The sequence below is a fragment of the Streptomyces sp. NPDC005492 genome, from assembly GCF_040605995.1.
Lineage (GTDB): Bacteria > Actinomycetota > Actinomycetes > Streptomycetales > Streptomycetaceae > Streptomyces.
The window spans coordinates 79,641-93,656 of sequence record NZ_JBEXDX010000037.1 but is presented as its reverse complement, the minus strand read 5'-3'; the positions used below and the strand labels follow the sequence as shown (position 1 = coordinate 93,656).

The 14,016-nt window shown below is 70.5% G+C and carries 14 protein-coding genes; 7 read left to right on the top strand and 7 right to left on the bottom strand.

Going from position 1 to position 14,016, the window contains the following annotated elements:
- On the top strand, positions 1–939 hold a 939-nt coding region (locus tag ABZT04_RS35085), incomplete at its 5' end, for a beta-L-arabinofuranosidase domain-containing protein (RefSeq protein ID WP_356061503.1).
- A gap of 192 nt (positions 940–1,131) precedes the next feature.
- On the opposite strand, the gene ABZT04_RS35080 is transcribed toward ABZT04_RS35085, so the two are convergent.
- The 3 genes from ABZT04_RS35080 to ABZT04_RS35070 form a co-directional block, all read right to left on the bottom strand.
- A complete protein-coding gene (locus tag ABZT04_RS35080; protein ID WP_356061500.1) occupies positions 1,132–1,755 on the bottom strand; it encodes a sigma-70 family RNA polymerase sigma factor in 624 nt (207 codons plus the stop codon).
- 120 nt (positions 1,756–1,875) lie between these two features.
- Positions 1,876–2,529 (bottom strand): hypothetical protein, encoded by a 654-nt coding sequence (locus ABZT04_RS35075; RefSeq protein ID WP_356061497.1) that lies wholly within the window; start codon positions 2,527–2,529, stop codon positions 1,876–1,878.
- A 65-nt stretch (positions 2,530–2,594) separates the two neighbouring features.
- Positions 2,595–3,485 (bottom strand): helix-turn-helix transcriptional regulator, encoded by an 891-nt coding sequence (locus ABZT04_RS35070; protein WP_356061494.1) that lies wholly within the window; start codon positions 3,483–3,485, stop codon positions 2,595–2,597.
- A gap of 146 nt (positions 3,486–3,631) precedes the next feature.
- Between ABZT04_RS35070 and ABZT04_RS35065 the strand changes: the two genes are divergently transcribed.
- Positions 3,632–4,540 (top strand): alpha/beta hydrolase, encoded by a 909-nt coding sequence (locus ABZT04_RS35065; RefSeq protein ID WP_356061491.1) that lies wholly within the window; start codon positions 3,632–3,634, stop codon positions 4,538–4,540.
- Positions 4,541–4,546: 6 nt separating this feature from the next.
- On the opposite strand, the gene ABZT04_RS35060 is transcribed toward ABZT04_RS35065, so the two are convergent.
- From ABZT04_RS35060 to ABZT04_RS35045, 4 genes are all read right to left on the bottom strand, one after another.
- Entirely contained in the window at positions 4,547–5,524 is a 978-nt protein-coding gene (locus ABZT04_RS35060; protein ID WP_356061488.1) for a sigma-70 family RNA polymerase sigma factor, read from the bottom strand.
- A gap of 187 nt (positions 5,525–5,711) precedes the next feature.
- Positions 5,712–7,091 carry a carotenoid oxygenase family protein gene (locus ABZT04_RS35055; RefSeq protein WP_356061485.1) on the bottom strand — a complete coding sequence of 460 codons (1,380 nt, stop codon included), beginning with the start codon at positions 7,089–7,091 and terminating at the stop codon, positions 5,712–5,714.
- A gap of 152 nt (positions 7,092–7,243) precedes the next feature.
- Positions 7,244–7,954 (bottom strand): alpha/beta hydrolase, encoded by a 711-nt coding sequence (locus ABZT04_RS35050; protein ID WP_356061482.1) that lies wholly within the window; start codon positions 7,952–7,954, stop codon positions 7,244–7,246.
- A 96-nt stretch (positions 7,955–8,050) separates the two neighbouring features.
- Entirely contained in the window at positions 8,051–8,638 is a 588-nt protein-coding gene (locus ABZT04_RS35045; RefSeq protein WP_356061479.1) for a hypothetical protein, read from the bottom strand.
- A 166-nt stretch (positions 8,639–8,804) separates the two neighbouring features.
- Between ABZT04_RS35045 and ABZT04_RS35040 the strand changes: the two genes are divergently transcribed.
- The 5 genes from ABZT04_RS35040 (at position 8,805) to ABZT04_RS35020 (ending at position 14,016) form a co-directional block, all read left to right on the top strand.
- Complete coding sequence (locus tag ABZT04_RS35040; protein WP_356061477.1) at positions 8,805–9,488, top strand: DUF998 domain-containing protein; 684 nt, start codon at positions 8,805–8,807, stop codon at positions 9,486–9,488.
- Positions 9,485–10,138: a helix-turn-helix domain-containing protein gene (locus ABZT04_RS35035; protein WP_356061474.1), complete on the top strand. Its 654-nt coding sequence runs from the start codon at positions 9,485–9,487 to the stop codon at positions 10,136–10,138. The genes ABZT04_RS35040 and ABZT04_RS35035 overlap by 4 nt, the downstream gene beginning before the upstream one ends.
- A gap of 202 nt (positions 10,139–10,340) precedes the next feature.
- Positions 10,341–11,174 carry a PIG-L family deacetylase gene (locus tag ABZT04_RS35030; protein ID WP_356061471.1) on the top strand — a complete coding sequence of 278 codons (834 nt, stop codon included), beginning with the start codon at positions 10,341–10,343 and terminating at the stop codon, positions 11,172–11,174.
- A gap of 10 nt (positions 11,175–11,184) precedes the next feature.
- A complete protein-coding gene (locus ABZT04_RS35025; protein ID WP_356061468.1) occupies positions 11,185–12,126 on the top strand; it encodes a hypothetical protein in 942 nt (313 codons plus the stop codon).
- Between the two features lie 555 nt (positions 12,127–12,681).
- The gene (locus tag ABZT04_RS35020) at positions 12,682–14,016 is read left to right on the top strand and encodes an extracellular solute-binding protein (RefSeq protein WP_356061466.1); all 1,335 of its coding nucleotides are present in this window, start codon (positions 12,682–12,684) and stop codon (positions 14,014–14,016) included.

Below are 14,016 nucleotides of genomic sequence, written 5' to 3'. Positions count from 1 at the left end.
ATCGCCTCGGTCCAGTGGAGCTGGCGCATGGCCCTGCTCACCGGCGAGACCCGCTACTCCGACCTGATCGAACGCACCCTGTACAACGGCTTCCTGGCCGGTGTGTCCCTCGACGGCGAGCGCTGGCTGTACGTCAACCCGCTCCAGGTCCGCGACGGCCACACCGACACCGGCGGCGACCAGTCGGCCCGCCGCACCCGCTGGTTCCGCTGCGCCTGCTGCCCACCGAACGTCATGCGCCTGCTCGCTTCCCTGGAGCACTATCTGTCCTCGGGCGACGAACAGGGCCTGCAGATCCACCAGTTCACCACCGGCCGCTATGCGTACGGCGCGATGTCCGTGCGCGCCGAGACCGACTACCCGTGGCACGGCAGGATCGCCCTCACGGTCGAGGACTCCCCCGACCGGCCGTGGACCCTGTCCCTGCGCATCCCGCAGTGGTGCCGCGAATTCCGGGTGCGGGTCGGGGAGTTGTCCTACGACCAGACGGACGCGCCCGTCTCCGACGGCTGGCTGCGGCTCGAACGGACCTGGGCGCCGGGCGACTCGGTGGTGCTTGAGCTGGCGCTCGAACCCCGGCTGACGGCAGCCGACCCGCGTGTGGACGCCGTGCGCGGCTGTGCGGCGATCGAGCGCGGTCCGCTCGTGTACTGCCTGGAGCAAGTGGACGTCCCCGGCGGCGGACTCGACGACCTCGTCCTCGACCCCACGCGTCCGCTCGCCGTGAAACACCGCCCGGACCTGCTCGGCGGTGTCACCACCGTCGTCGCGGCCGGACACCGCAGGCGCCGTGCGGACGACGGGAGTTGGTGGCCCTACCGAGCTGCCGAGCCCACCGTCCCGTCCGCCGGCGACTCCGTCGAACTCACCGCGATCCCCTACTACGCGTGGGCCAACCGACAGGACGGCAGCATGCGCGTCTGGCTGCCGACCTCCTGAACTCCCACTCCCCCGGCCCGGACGGGCATCGACGGTGCCGTCGCAGGGCCGGACCACCGCCGTATCGGCGCAGCGGGCTGCTGCTCGGCGTGACTAACACGAGCACCTCCTCCGGCGCTCAGGTCCTCCAGTGGCACGACCACGGGACGGCCGACCAGCTGTGGGACCTGAGCGCCAGGTGAAGCGCTGGTCCTAGTGCTGGTGCTGGTGCTGGAGAGTGCGCGGGGCGCCCCCGTCGGCCACGGCCAGCAGGTCGACGAGGGTGGCCCGGGCGCGGGCCACCCGTGAACGGACCGTCCCCACAGGGCAGTCGGCGATCGCCGCCGCCTCCTCGTAGGGCAGGCCGAGGAGTTGGGTGAGGAGGAACGCCTCACGGCGTTCCTCCGGCAGCACGGCCAGCAGGTCGAGCAGCGCCACGCCGTCGTCGAAGCCGGGCAGGCCCTGGGGCTGGGCCAGTTCGACGGCGAGCTGCCAGTCCGCCACGTCGGACAGGCGCGGGCGGGCGGCGGCGCGGCGGTAGCTGTCGATCACCGCGCGGCGGGCTATGGACAGCAGCCAGGTACGGGCCGAGGAGCGGCCCTCGAAGCGGTGCAGGCTGCCGAGCGCCCTCAGGAACGTGTCCTGTGCGAGGTCGTCGACCGCCTGCGGGTCGGCGCAGAGGTGGGCGACATAGCGCAGGACGTCGCGGTGCAGGGCGCGCACGAGGTGTTCCACGGCGGCGGAGTCGCCGTGACGGGCGGCGAGCGCCCACTTGGTCACCGACTCGTCGCTCGTCTCTGTCGCGTCGGGTGCGGCGGGCAGGGCAGGAGTGATCACCTGGAGTCCTTCTCGGTCATCCGTGAAAGGGGAGCCGGCCGCCCCGCGCCACCGGAACCGGTGCGGGGGTACGGCCGAGGCCCGGGGCGCGCTCGAACGGCCCCGGGGTACCGGCTGTCGTCAGGCGACAGCGGTCCCCGGCGGCGGACCCCGAGAGGTGATCGCGTGGACGAGAAGGAGAAGCCGCGGCGCCCGGTCGGAACGGGGCCGGCGCGGACGGAGCCGTGGCCGGTGCGGCGGAGCGGGCAGCGCCTGCAGCAGTCGTAGCGGAGCGGCCAGGCGTCCGGCCACGGCCCGCAGCACACGGAACGCGGCCCGTTCGCCGTGTGCCAGCCACAGGCCGCAGAGCAGGGCGGCGAGGAGGTGGGCGGTGAGCATGCCGGGCGAGGAGGTGCCTCCACCGATGGGGTCCGCCGACATATGAGCCATATCCATGGAGTCCGTGGCACTCATGTGCATGGCAGCCATGTCGTTGGACCCCATGTCCATGGCTGCCGACTGGCCCGAGGCCGTCCCGGTCGCAGGCTGTGCGAGGGAGAACGCCGAGTGGAGGGCGGCCTGGGTGGCGACCACGAGGGTCACGATCAGCGGGAGCCCGCGTTCACGGCCCGCCAGGGTCCAGCCGGCGGCACCGGTCACGGCCAGCCCGGCGGCCAGTGCCCACGCGGGTACATGGCGGCCGGACATCAGGACGTGTGCCAGAGCGGCGAGCACCACACAGACGGCCGCGAACATCGCGGCCCGTACCGTGCGCGCACCCCACCCTGCCGTCATGGCGCCTCATCCTGGCATCCGAACCTGGGTCCCAGCCGTGGGTACGGAATTTCGCGGTGCGGAACTCAGCGGTGGTGATCACCACTGACCGTCGTGCCGCTGGGCCCGTCCGCCCACTGCAACAGGAACCGCAGGGCCTCGTGGGAGGCCGAGTCCGGTGCGGCGGTGTAGGCGACGAGGAGTTGCTCGGGGTGGGTGTCGACGGTGAACTGCTGCACGTCGAGGGTGAGTTCACCGGCGACCGGATGGACGTACCTCTTGGTGAGCTGCCGTGGTCCCCGTACCTGATGGTCGGCCCACCAGGTACGGAAGTCCGGGTCGCGGGCGCCGAGTTCGGCGATCAGGGCGTTCAGCGCGGGATCGGGCGGGGTGCGGCCCGCCTCCATGCGCAGGACGGCGACGCACTCACGGGCGGCCCGGGGCCAGTCGGCGTACAGGGCCCGGAAGGGGGCGTCGAGGAAGGTGAGCCGGATCAGGTTGCGCTCGGCCGGGGGCAGCGCGCCGAAGTCGGTGAGCAGCGCGGTGGCCCCGCGGTTCCAGGCGAGGACGTCCATGCCCCGGTGGAGGACCATCGCGGGGACGTCGTACATGGTGTCGAGCAACTGCCGTAGCCGCGGGGCGACTTCGGGGCGGCCGAAGGGCCGGGCCGAGGGGGCGGGGGCGACCTCGGCCAGGGTGAAGAGGTAGGCGCGCTCGTCAGGGGCGAGGTGGAGCGCGTCGGCCAGTGCGTCCAGGACGGCGCGGGAGACCCGGCGGGTGCGTCCCTGTTCGAGGCGGACGATGTAGTCGACGCTGACGTGGGCGAGGTGGGCCAGTTCCTCCCTGCGCAGACCTGGCACGCGCCGCAGCCGGCCGTCGTCGGGGAAGCCCGCCTGCTGCGGGTCGCGTTCCGCGCGGCGGGCGCGCAGGAAGTCGCCCAGTTCGTTGCCTGAGGGGGACGGTTCAGGGGCTGCCATGGTTCCAGTGTCCTCGGGCCTGCGCGCGCGTGCCTGGTACGGATCCGCATAGGCAGAGTCGTCCCTGGCGGCGCCGGGCCGGGTGGGCGGACGGTGGAGGCATGGCCGTGGACCGGCTTCCCCCTCTCCTACTGGAGTGCGTTCCCATGCGTAGCGACGTCGTCTTTCCCAGTGCCGGCCTGAAGCTCGCCGGCCATCTCTACATCCCGGACGGGCAGACGCCCGGGCCGGCGATCGTGGTCGGTCATCCCGGCAGCGGGGTGAAGGAGCAGGCCGCCGGGCTGTACGCGCGCAGGCTGGCCGAGCGCGGGTTCGTCACGCTCGCCTTCGACGCCGCCCACCAGGGCGAGAGCGAGGGCGAGCCGCGCGATCTGGAGGATCCGGCGCAGCGGGTCGAGGACCTGAAGGCCGCGGTCTCCTTCCTCCTCACCCGCGACGAGGTCGACCCCGACCGCATCGGAGCCCTCGGAATCTGCGCTTCCGGGGGCTACGCCCTGGCGGCGGCCGCGACCGACCCGCGCATCCGGGCGGTGGGCACGGTCAGTGCCGTGGACATCTCGCGGCAGTTCCGGCTGGGCGCGGACGGCGTCCAGGACCCGGCCGTCGTGACCGACCTGCTGGCCGCCGCCTCGACGGCCCGCACCGCGGAGGCCCGTGGTGCGGACGTCCAGCGCTTCCCGCTCTTCCCCGTGAGCGAGGAGGAGGCGCGCGCGGGCGGCCCGCACGTCCACGAGGGCTGGGAGTACTACCGCACTCCGCGCGCCCGGCACCCCCGTTCGGCCACCTCGCTGACCTGGACGAGCGTCGACCGTATCGCCGGCTTCGACGCGTTCGCGTCCCTCTCCCTGCTCGCCCCGCGTCCGCTGCTGCTGATCGCCGGGCGCGCGGCGGTGACGTCCTGGATGAGCGTGGCGGCGTTCCAGAAGGCGTACGGGGCAAAGGAGTTGGCGTGGATCGAGGGTGCCACGCATGTCGATCTCTATGACAAGGACGAGTTCGTCACGCCCGCCGTGGAGAAGTTGGACGGCTTCTTCACGGCTCATCTGGCGGGGTGAGCGCGATCATCGGGCCGCAGCAGACGCCCCCGGGAAGACCACCCGAAGCCGCTGCACCCGTCGCTCGCTCCGGAACATCAGCCAGGCGAGGGCGGGCGGGCAGGGGTTGGGGACGCCGGCCGGGGTGATGGCCTCCATCTCCCAGATGGCGATGTCCCGGCTGGCCACGACATGGCGCAGGTGCTGGGTCACGCCCTTGTCCCGGGTCTTCCGCATCGCCGGGAAGGGGTGGCGGCGCTCGCCCTCCTTGTTGAGGACGCCAACCAGTTCGGTCTCCGCCGGCCACAACTCCAGGATCTCACCGGGCAGTTGGCCGCGCATGGCACCGGCCAGCGTGAGCTCGGCCTCCGCCCGGCTGTCCTCGGTGAGCGCGGAGGCGTCGTCGTGGCCCTCGGCCTCGGTCGACAGCAGGACCTTGGCGAGCTTCGCCCGGGCCTGGTTGAGCCTGCTGCGCACGGTGCCGACCGGCACCTCGCAGGCCTCGGCGATCTCCTGGTACGAGGTGATCCCGCTGAAGTGCCGCAGCATCAGCACCAGCCGCTGCTGCTGCGGCAGTTCCTCCACCGCGTCCCAGATCCAGTCCCGCATCGCGTGCTGCTCGATCAGCCGCTCGGGATGCGACGGCCCGACGTCCCGCGGATACGCCTGCTCCAACCCGTCCAGACCGGGCGTCTCCCGGTTGGCCCGCAACCGCATCCGGCAGGCGTTCCGCACGATCGCCCGCAGCCATGCCCCGACAGCCGCGGGCTCCCGTACGTCACCGATGCGGCGCAGCGCGGTCAGCGCGGCGTCCTGCACCGCGTCCTCGGCATCGGGGCCGTAGCCGAGCAGGCTCAACGCGACGGCTCGCATGGGCGCCTGATGGCGCGTCAGCAGTGTCCCCAGGGCGCCGGCCTCGCCGGCCTGGGCCCTGAGGGTGAGTTCCTCGTCCGAGGGATGGTCGGTGGGACGGCCAAGATCCGTGGGGTGGTCGAGGGACACCATGCGCCGAAAGCCTCCATGCAGGACGCGGCACGGACCGTGGGCCGCTCGAGGAGGCCGGGCCGTGCTGTCGAGGTCCCACTTCTCGCACCCGACGGTGAACACGGGATGGCCCCCGCGTGTCGGGCCGAGGGGACCCTTGTCGAGGAAGATACGCCGCTACGGCTCCCCGTGGACCCCCTCGGCCGTATCAGGCCTGTTCGGCGGGCTCTGGCTCGGGCAGCCAACTGCCGTGGAAGCCGGACGGGACCGGATACGGCAGCTCCACGACCGCCTGCAGGGAGAGGTCCGAGGCGTCGAGGACGAGCAACTCGCCCGCCGCGCCGCCGTCGTCCGAGACGATCGACAGGAGCCAGCCCTCGTCCTCGCCGGTGGCGTCCGCCGCCGGCACGAAGACCGCCTCGCCGGAGTAGCGACTGCCGGGCGTCTTGTGGACGTCACCGGTCTCGCGCGCGAGGTCGTGCTTGGCGATGCCGTCGCCGTTGACGGTGTAGAGGTAGCGGTTCGGGCGCCCGGTGAGGGTCTCGTTGTGGGTGGGGAACTCGGCCTCGCGGTCGTCCAGTTGGGACTCGAAGACACGGCCGGCGGCCGGGTCCAGGATCCACCGGTACAGGACGGAGGCGGGCTGGGAGTGCCCCGGTTCCTCGGCCGTCCCGATCGGGACGCCCGGTCCGGTGGGTCCGCCGATGTCGCCCCACACCTTCCGGAAACCGGCGTCGTCGTAGCGCACCGCGTCCAGCACGACCCGCCCCCGGGAGTCCTCATAGGCGTTGCCCACATGGAAGACGTAGCAGGGATCGACGTCGAACCAGCGCACTGCGGTGGACCCGGGTGCCCGCGACATGATCCCGATCCTGGCGCCGTACGCCTCCGCCCACCGGTAGGGCATGCCGCCGCGCCCGGCGAGGACGGGATCGAAGACGACGGGCAGGTCCATCCACACGATGTGGTGCTCGGTGATGGCGAAGTCGTGCATCATCGTCGGCCCCGGCACATCGATGGGCCGGCTGTCGAGCAGCTCGCCCGCCGAAGTCACCCGGTGATAGGTCAGATAGGGCGGCGCGAACCCCGTCCCGAACAGGTGCAGTTCACCGGTGACCGGGTCCTCCTTGGGATGCGCGGTCATCGCGGTGGTCAGCTTCCCACCGAAGTCGTACGGCCCTACGGTCTCCAACTCCGGGGTGACCCAGTAGGGAAGGCCCACCTCGCACAGGGCGAGGACGGTGTCGGCGTGCCGGATCACATGGGTGTTGGCGGGCGTGACGGCCAGGTCGATGCCGCCGTCCGCGCGGACGAACGGGTGACCCTCCAACTCCCTTGTACGGACCCACCTGTTGCGGTACCACTCGGCGCGCCCGGCCCGCAGCCGTATGCCGTGGAGCATGCCGGGTCCGGTGAACCAGTGCCCCTTGTCCTCTCCGGGCAGCGGGTTGGGGCCGTTGCGCAGATACCGGCCGTCCAACTCGGGCGGCAGGGAGCCCCGCACGGTGAGCTCGGCGGCGGTGTACTCCTCGGGGACCGGGGCGTAGCGGCCCCGGAGATACGGGGGGACGGATGTCTCGTTGGTCATGCTGCTTTCCTTGTCGAGGAAGAGGAGGGGGGACGGCTTGACCACGCTTGCGAGGCCGGTGGCCCCGAACCGCCTTGTTCCGGCCTGTAGTTGGCCACGACGGCGGACACCGCACGGGCGGGTCCGCCGCCGCGCCTGTCGGCGGAGCAACCTCACGCGGTGGTGCCGGACGCCGCCTTCCCGATGAACGCGGCGACCTCGGCGGGCTTGGACACATACACGGCGTGGCTGCCGCCGGTCTCGGCCACCGTCGCGCCGGCCCGCTCGGCCATGAAGCGCTGGGCGGGCGGCGGGATCATGCGGTCGTCGGTGGCGATCAGATAGAAGCTGGGCTTCGAGCGCCAGGCGGGTTCGCTGATCGCACCGCCCAACGCGTCCAGTCCCCAGGGGACTTGGGAGTCCGCGAGGAACTGGGCGTCGGCGGCGGTCAGATCACCGGCGAAGGACGCGGCGAACTTCTCCCGGTCGAGGAAGAGGAACCCGTCGACGGGCGGCAGGATCGGCGGAACGGGTGCGCCGGGCGGCGGGTCGGCGATGAGGGTGTTCACCGACTCGCCCTTGTCGGGCGCGAACGCCGTGATGTACACGAGCGTGGACACGTTCGGGTGGGTGCCGGCTTCGGAGATCACCGCGCCGCCGTAGGAGTGTCCGACGAGTACGGTCGGGCCGTCCTGGGCGTCGAGGACCCGCCGGGTGGTGGCGACGTCGCCTTCGAGGGAGAGCGTGGGGTTCTGGACGACGCTGACGTTGAATCCGTCGGCGCGGAGCGCGTCGTAGACGCCCCGCCAGCCCGAACCGTCGACGAATCCGCCGTGCACGAGAACGACGTTTCTCGCCGCGCCGGTTTCCTGTGTGGTGCTCACGATGCCAACTCCTTCTGTGGGGTGGGTGTTTGGTGCCGAGAGGCAGGTAAGTCGAGTAAGTCGGGGGCCGGATACGCCAGTTGGCAGCCCCCGCGCCTACGGAACGGACCGCACCGGCGGCTGATCCTGGGCCTGCGCCATGAGCCGCGCCTGGGCCCGGGCGGGATAGACCTTGGTGAAGACCGCGGGGCCGACGAGACCGGCGACATGGGCGGCGATGCCCACCCAGGCCGGGGCGTCCACCGCCCCGGAGACGGCCAGGCTTACGGCGATGAAGGTGAAGCCGGCTCCCCAGGCGCTGGTGATGTAGTTGTTGACCTGGACGAACTCCGGCATGTCCCAGTACTCGGGAGGCGTCTGCCGCTTGGCGATGCCCAGCGTGAAGGGGCTCCTGACCAGCAGGCTCCCCCACGCGGTGGCACCCAGCCAGACGAAGGAGACGACGTCGGTGTGGTCGGCCAGCGACGCGTGCGGCCTGGCGACGGCGACGGCACCGATCACCACGAAGTACGCGACGGTGCTGATCTCCAGGATCAGTGCATCGAAGCCGACCCCGCGACGACGGTCCTGCAGCATGAGCAGCAGCCCCGAGACAAGACCTCCGAGGGCGCCCCAGCGCCAGTCGAAGGACGAGATGACACCGGCGACGATCCAGGGGACGAATCCGCGCAGATAACCCAGCATTGATTGTTTCCTCGGTGGAATGGAGTGGACGCCGACTAGATGCACGGCGCCTCTCGAAGTTCGGACTTCGCGATGTGACGCCCATCACACCGACACAACCGACTAACCGGATAGACCTATCCACTTACTGTAGGGTGGCGAGCACGACCTGTCGAGAGGAGTTCCGATGTCACGCGAGAACCGGCTGCTGCTGGGGGCGGCCGTCCTGGTGCTGAACGCGGTGCAGTGGGTGGTGTCCGAGGCGGTCACCGCGGCCGCCTGGACCCACCCGTCCTACGACTACGCCACGAACTACATCAGCGACCTGGGCGTCCCGGCCTGCGGCACGCACTACCAGGGCCGGACCATCTGCTCACCGAGCCATGCACTGATGAACACGTCGTTCATCGTCCAGGGAGTCCTGTTCGCCACCGGTGTGATCCTGCTGGCGACCGCCCGGCTCACCGGCCGTGCGCGCCGCGCGGTCACCGCCCTGGCGGCCGCGCACGCGGTGGGGTTCGTCCTGGTCGGCCTCTTCCACGGCTCCCCCGACGGGCCGCCCTACAACCTGACGACGCATGTCACGGGTGCGGCGATCGGCATCCTGTCCGCGAACACGATCGCGATCGTCGCGGGATCACTGCGGAGCCTCCAACTGCCGGGCGCGTACCGCGTGTTCAGCATCGCGGTGGGCGCCCTGGGCCTCCTCAGCGAGGCGCTCGTGGGCGTCTCGACGAGCACGGCCGGGATCTTCGAGCGGGGCGGGGTCTACTCCTGGCTGCTGTGGAGCCTGGTGACGGCCGTATCGCTCCTGGTCAGGCAGGTACGCCGCCCCGTCGAGGCGATGATGCCGGAGAATGTCCCAGCGTGAGCCCTGACAGCCAACGCCCCCTGCGCGCGGACGCGGAACGAAACCGCCGCCTGATCATGACGACGGCCGACCGCCTGTTCGCACACCGCGGGGCCACCGTCCCCCTCAACGAGATCGCACGCGAGGCGGGCCTCGGCGTCGGCACGGTCTACCGGCGCTTCCCCGATCTCCAGGCCCTGGTCGACGCCCTGTTCACCGAACGCTTCACGGTGTTCCTGCACCTGGCCACCACGGCCGCGGAACACCCGGACCCGGCTCAGGCCCTACGCACATACCTCCTGTCCGCGGCCCAACTACGGGCGGAGGACCGCGCCTTGGAGGTCGTCCTCGCCAACGCGAGCGTCGACACGGACCCGATCGCCCGCATGCGTGACCAACTGGGCCGCCTCGTGGACGGCCTGGCGTCACAAGCGGTGACGGCGGGCGCGGTCCACGAGGACTTCGCCGGCGCGGACGTGTACGCCTTCCTCTACATGATCGGCGCGGTCGCCGACCGTACGAACGATGTGGCTCCGGGGGCCTGGCGGCGGTACGCGGAGGTGCTGATGGTGGGGTTCGGGCTGGAGCGGTCGCCGGAGGCGCACATGTCACCGATGACGGACGACCAGCTTCTGGGGAGCTGGCCGAGGCCTTCGGAGGAACCGGGGTAGCAGGGGGCAGCGGGTACAGCAGGGTCCGAAGTGTCAAGGTGTCGGAATATTGACTTGTTGATGCGTTCCGGCGCGCCGGGAACAGTCGGTCCGTCCGGCACCGTTGCACCGACCGAGGGACGGACACGGTCCGGACCGCGACGCATTCCCCATATCTCGCATATGCCGTATATCACGCACATCTCCGCAGGAGGACTGTCCCATGACCGACCGGCCCTTGACGCTCATGGCAGTGCACGCCCACCCCGACGACGAGGCCACCGGAACCGGAGGGGTCCTCGCGCGGTACGCGGCGGAAGGCATCCGCACGGTGCTCGTGACCTGTACCGACGGCGGTTGCGGTGACGGACCGGGAGGCGTCAAGCCGGGCGACCCCGGGCACGATCCCGCGGCCGTCGCGCTGCTGCGCCGGCAGGAACTCGAAGCGAGCTGCGAGGTCCTGAAGATCAGCGATCTGGAGATGCTCGACTATGCCGACTCCGGAATGATGGGCTGGCCGAGCAACGACGCCCCCGGATCCTTCTGGCGGACCCCCGTGGAGGAAGGCGCGGCTCGACTCGCGGACCTCATGCGGCACTACCGCCCCGATGTGGTCGTCACCTACGACGAGAACGGCTTCTATGGCCACCCCGACCACATCCAGGCCCACCGCATCACGATGGCGGCGCTGGAGATGACCGAGCTGACGCCGAAGGTGTACTGGACGACGATTCCCCGCTCGGCGATGCGGCGGTTCGGCGAGATCATGCGCGAGTTCCAGCCGGACATGCCGGAGCCGGACCCCGCCGAGGCCGCCGCGATGGCCGAGATCGGTCTCCCCGACGACGAGATCACCACGTGGGTGGACACCACCGCGTTCAGCGGCCAGAAGTTCGACTCCCTGGCCGCGCACGCCAGCCAGGGCGAGAACATCTTCTTCCTCAGGATGGGCAAGGAGAAGTTCGGCGAGCTGATGGGCGTGGAGACCTTCGTACGGGTCCAGGACACGACTGGCGCGCCCGTACCCGAGAACGACCTCTTCGCCGGACTGCGCTGATCCGCCCGCTGTGAAGGTCGACATCCAGCCGGACGTACGCGACTTCGCCGCCCGTCTCGGCGGAGGCGTTCCCTACGCCCTGAAGACCGTGGCCGCCCGGCTGGCCGCCGACCCGGACCTGGGCCGCCCCTCGGGGCTGCCCGGCGTCCTGACGGTGACGGTGGACGGCGACATGTTCGAGAACTGCCCGAATCTGTCAGTCGGTTACGTACGCGAGCCGGACCGTGTCGAAATCCGGTTCCTGAGAGCGGACCTCTCCGCGGAACCCCCCACGCAGGAACAGGAAGAGGACCAGGAACAGGACCAGCCGGACGACCCTGCCACCGCCGCGGTCACGGTCCGGGAGGTCGCCGATGCCTGGCACCGCATCACCGCCTGGCTACGGTCCAACGCCCCTGACTCCTACGCCGCTCTACGACCCGGCGCCCGCCCGGCCGCCCTCGCCACCCTGGAAGCGGCCCTCGGCATCCCCCTACCCGTCGCACTGCGCACCCTGTGGTTGCTGACCGCCGGCGACGACGGCGCCGACGGCCGGGCCTGCCTTCCGGGCAACATGGCCTTGATGAACCTCGACGCCGTAGCCGCCCACTACCGCCTCAAGACAACCGCCCAGTCCGACCAGGACGCCCTCAACACCGACCGCCCCGAAGAGGAGCGGATCACCGTATGGAAGCCGACCCGGATTCCGGTGATCGCCCTGGGCCCGACCGACAGCACCTCAGGCCTGTACCTGGACACCACGACCGGCTACCTGGGCTCCTGGTCCCGCTACAACGAACCTCCGGGCGACGAACTCGACACACTCGTCACCTACTTGGAGGAGACCGCCGACATGCTGGAAACCCCGGCCCTCGCCACGCGGGACAAGCCGGGCCTGATCGACGGAACGCTGGTGTGGCTCAGCGACGTCGATCCCACTCGGGAAAGCGGATGGCGACCGGTGACCGGCTGACCCACCCCAGGAGGGCCGGACAGCTTCCGAAAGCCTCCTCACCCTGTACGGCAGTCACCGGCCCGGACGCCGTACGCACCGGACTGCCGGCCGTCGTCGGAGCGGCCGAGCCCGGCATCGGTGTGCGGCGGCTGAGGCACGTCCCGCAAACTCATGAAGTCTCCCTGTCGACAGGACGAACCGGGTACGCCCGTGGCGCGGCCCTGCTCTTGGCCCGCTCACGGATGATCGGATGAACGGATACGAGTCGCCTCATGCTGCGCGCGGCCCCCTCCGCCCACAACAGCCGGCGCACAGACTCACAGCGTCCGCGGCGCAGCCTCAGATTGCACGTCGTACGGGTTGACAGCGCCGTGGCGCCCCACGCACGCGTCCGGGGCGTGCGTACGACTTCCGTACCTGTGCCGGGAGCCCGACCGGGGTTGGATTCAAAGGTCGAGGACAAAGGCCGCCGAACGTGCAACTTAAGCGTTCACTCCGCAGGTGGCCGAAGTCGGCCGAGTGCGCTCTAACGTGACGCCCCGCCACAGGAGCCGCTCGATGTGAGGACGGGACATGGGAAATTTCAGGGGACGACGACAGGGAGTGCTGCTCGCCGCGACGCTCGCCTTCGGGCTGGCCGCGGTGTCCGCCTGTTCGGGCGGCGGAACCGCGGTCCAGTCGGGCAAGGTCGCGAACACCGAGGGGGCGGCGCCGAAGGGCGTGACGCTCACGCTGTGGCACAACACCGCCGACTCGCAGGCGCTGCTCGGCCTCTACAAGGCGTACGAGAAGAAGTCCGGCAACACGATCAAGCTCGTCGACATCCCCGCCGACAGCTTCCCCAGCACCGTGCAGACCAAGTGGGCGACCGGGGCCCGCCCCGACATCCTGGAGTGGCACGGTAACCGGACCGACGCGCTCTCGCTGAACGCCTCCGGCACCATGCTCGATCTCAGCAAGCTCGCCTTCGTGGCGAAGGAGGGCGACCTCGCCAAGGTCTCCGGCAGCGTGGGCGGCAAGACCTACGCGGCCACCATCGGCGCCCTGTCGATATCGGGAATCTTCTACAACAAGCAGGTCTTCACGAAGGCCGGACTCCAACCCCCGCAGACTTACGACGACTTGGCCGCCGACTGCAAGGTCCTCAAGGCCAAGACACCTGGCGTAGCCCCGCTGTTCGAGGCGGGCGGCTCCCAGTGGCCCCCGCAGATCCTCAGCGCCTTCAACTACCTGGCCGAGTCCAACGACAACCAGGCGTACGACACGTCGGTCCTCACCGGCAAGGCGAAACTCAGCGACGCGGACGGCCCGTTCGTGGCCGCGCTGACCGCCTACGACAAGCTGCGCACGGCCGGCTGCTTCAACTCCGACCGCACCACGGCCAAATGGGAGGACCAGATGAAGGCGGTCCTCGACGGCAAGGCCGCGATGGTGGCGCAGAACTCCGACAGCATCGGCCTGCTGAACTCCGACGCGAACGGCGACACCGCCAAGGTCGACGCGGCGGTGGGATTCGTCGGGGTCTCGGCGACCAAGGCGGTGGCCACCTACGCCCCCAGCCCGCTCGGCACCTACTACGTCCCGAGCACCGGCGACTCCGAGAAGGAACGGGCGGCGGTCGACTTCATCGAGTTCGCGACCGGCACCGGATACGCCGACTACATCAAGGAGGCGAAGATCATCCCCACCCTCTCCGGCACCACGACCCCCGCGTTGCAGGGCCTCCTCCAGGACGTGAAGAAGGCGTACGACCAGGGAGCGACCCTCTCCTTCAACTCCGAGATCCCCGGTTTCGGCAACTTCGGGCCCGAGTCCTCCAAGCTGCTGGCCGACCAGGAGTCGCCGCAGCAGGTGGCCGACAAGATGCAGGCGTTCTACCAGCAGGCCGCGGCCGCGGCGAAGCAGTGA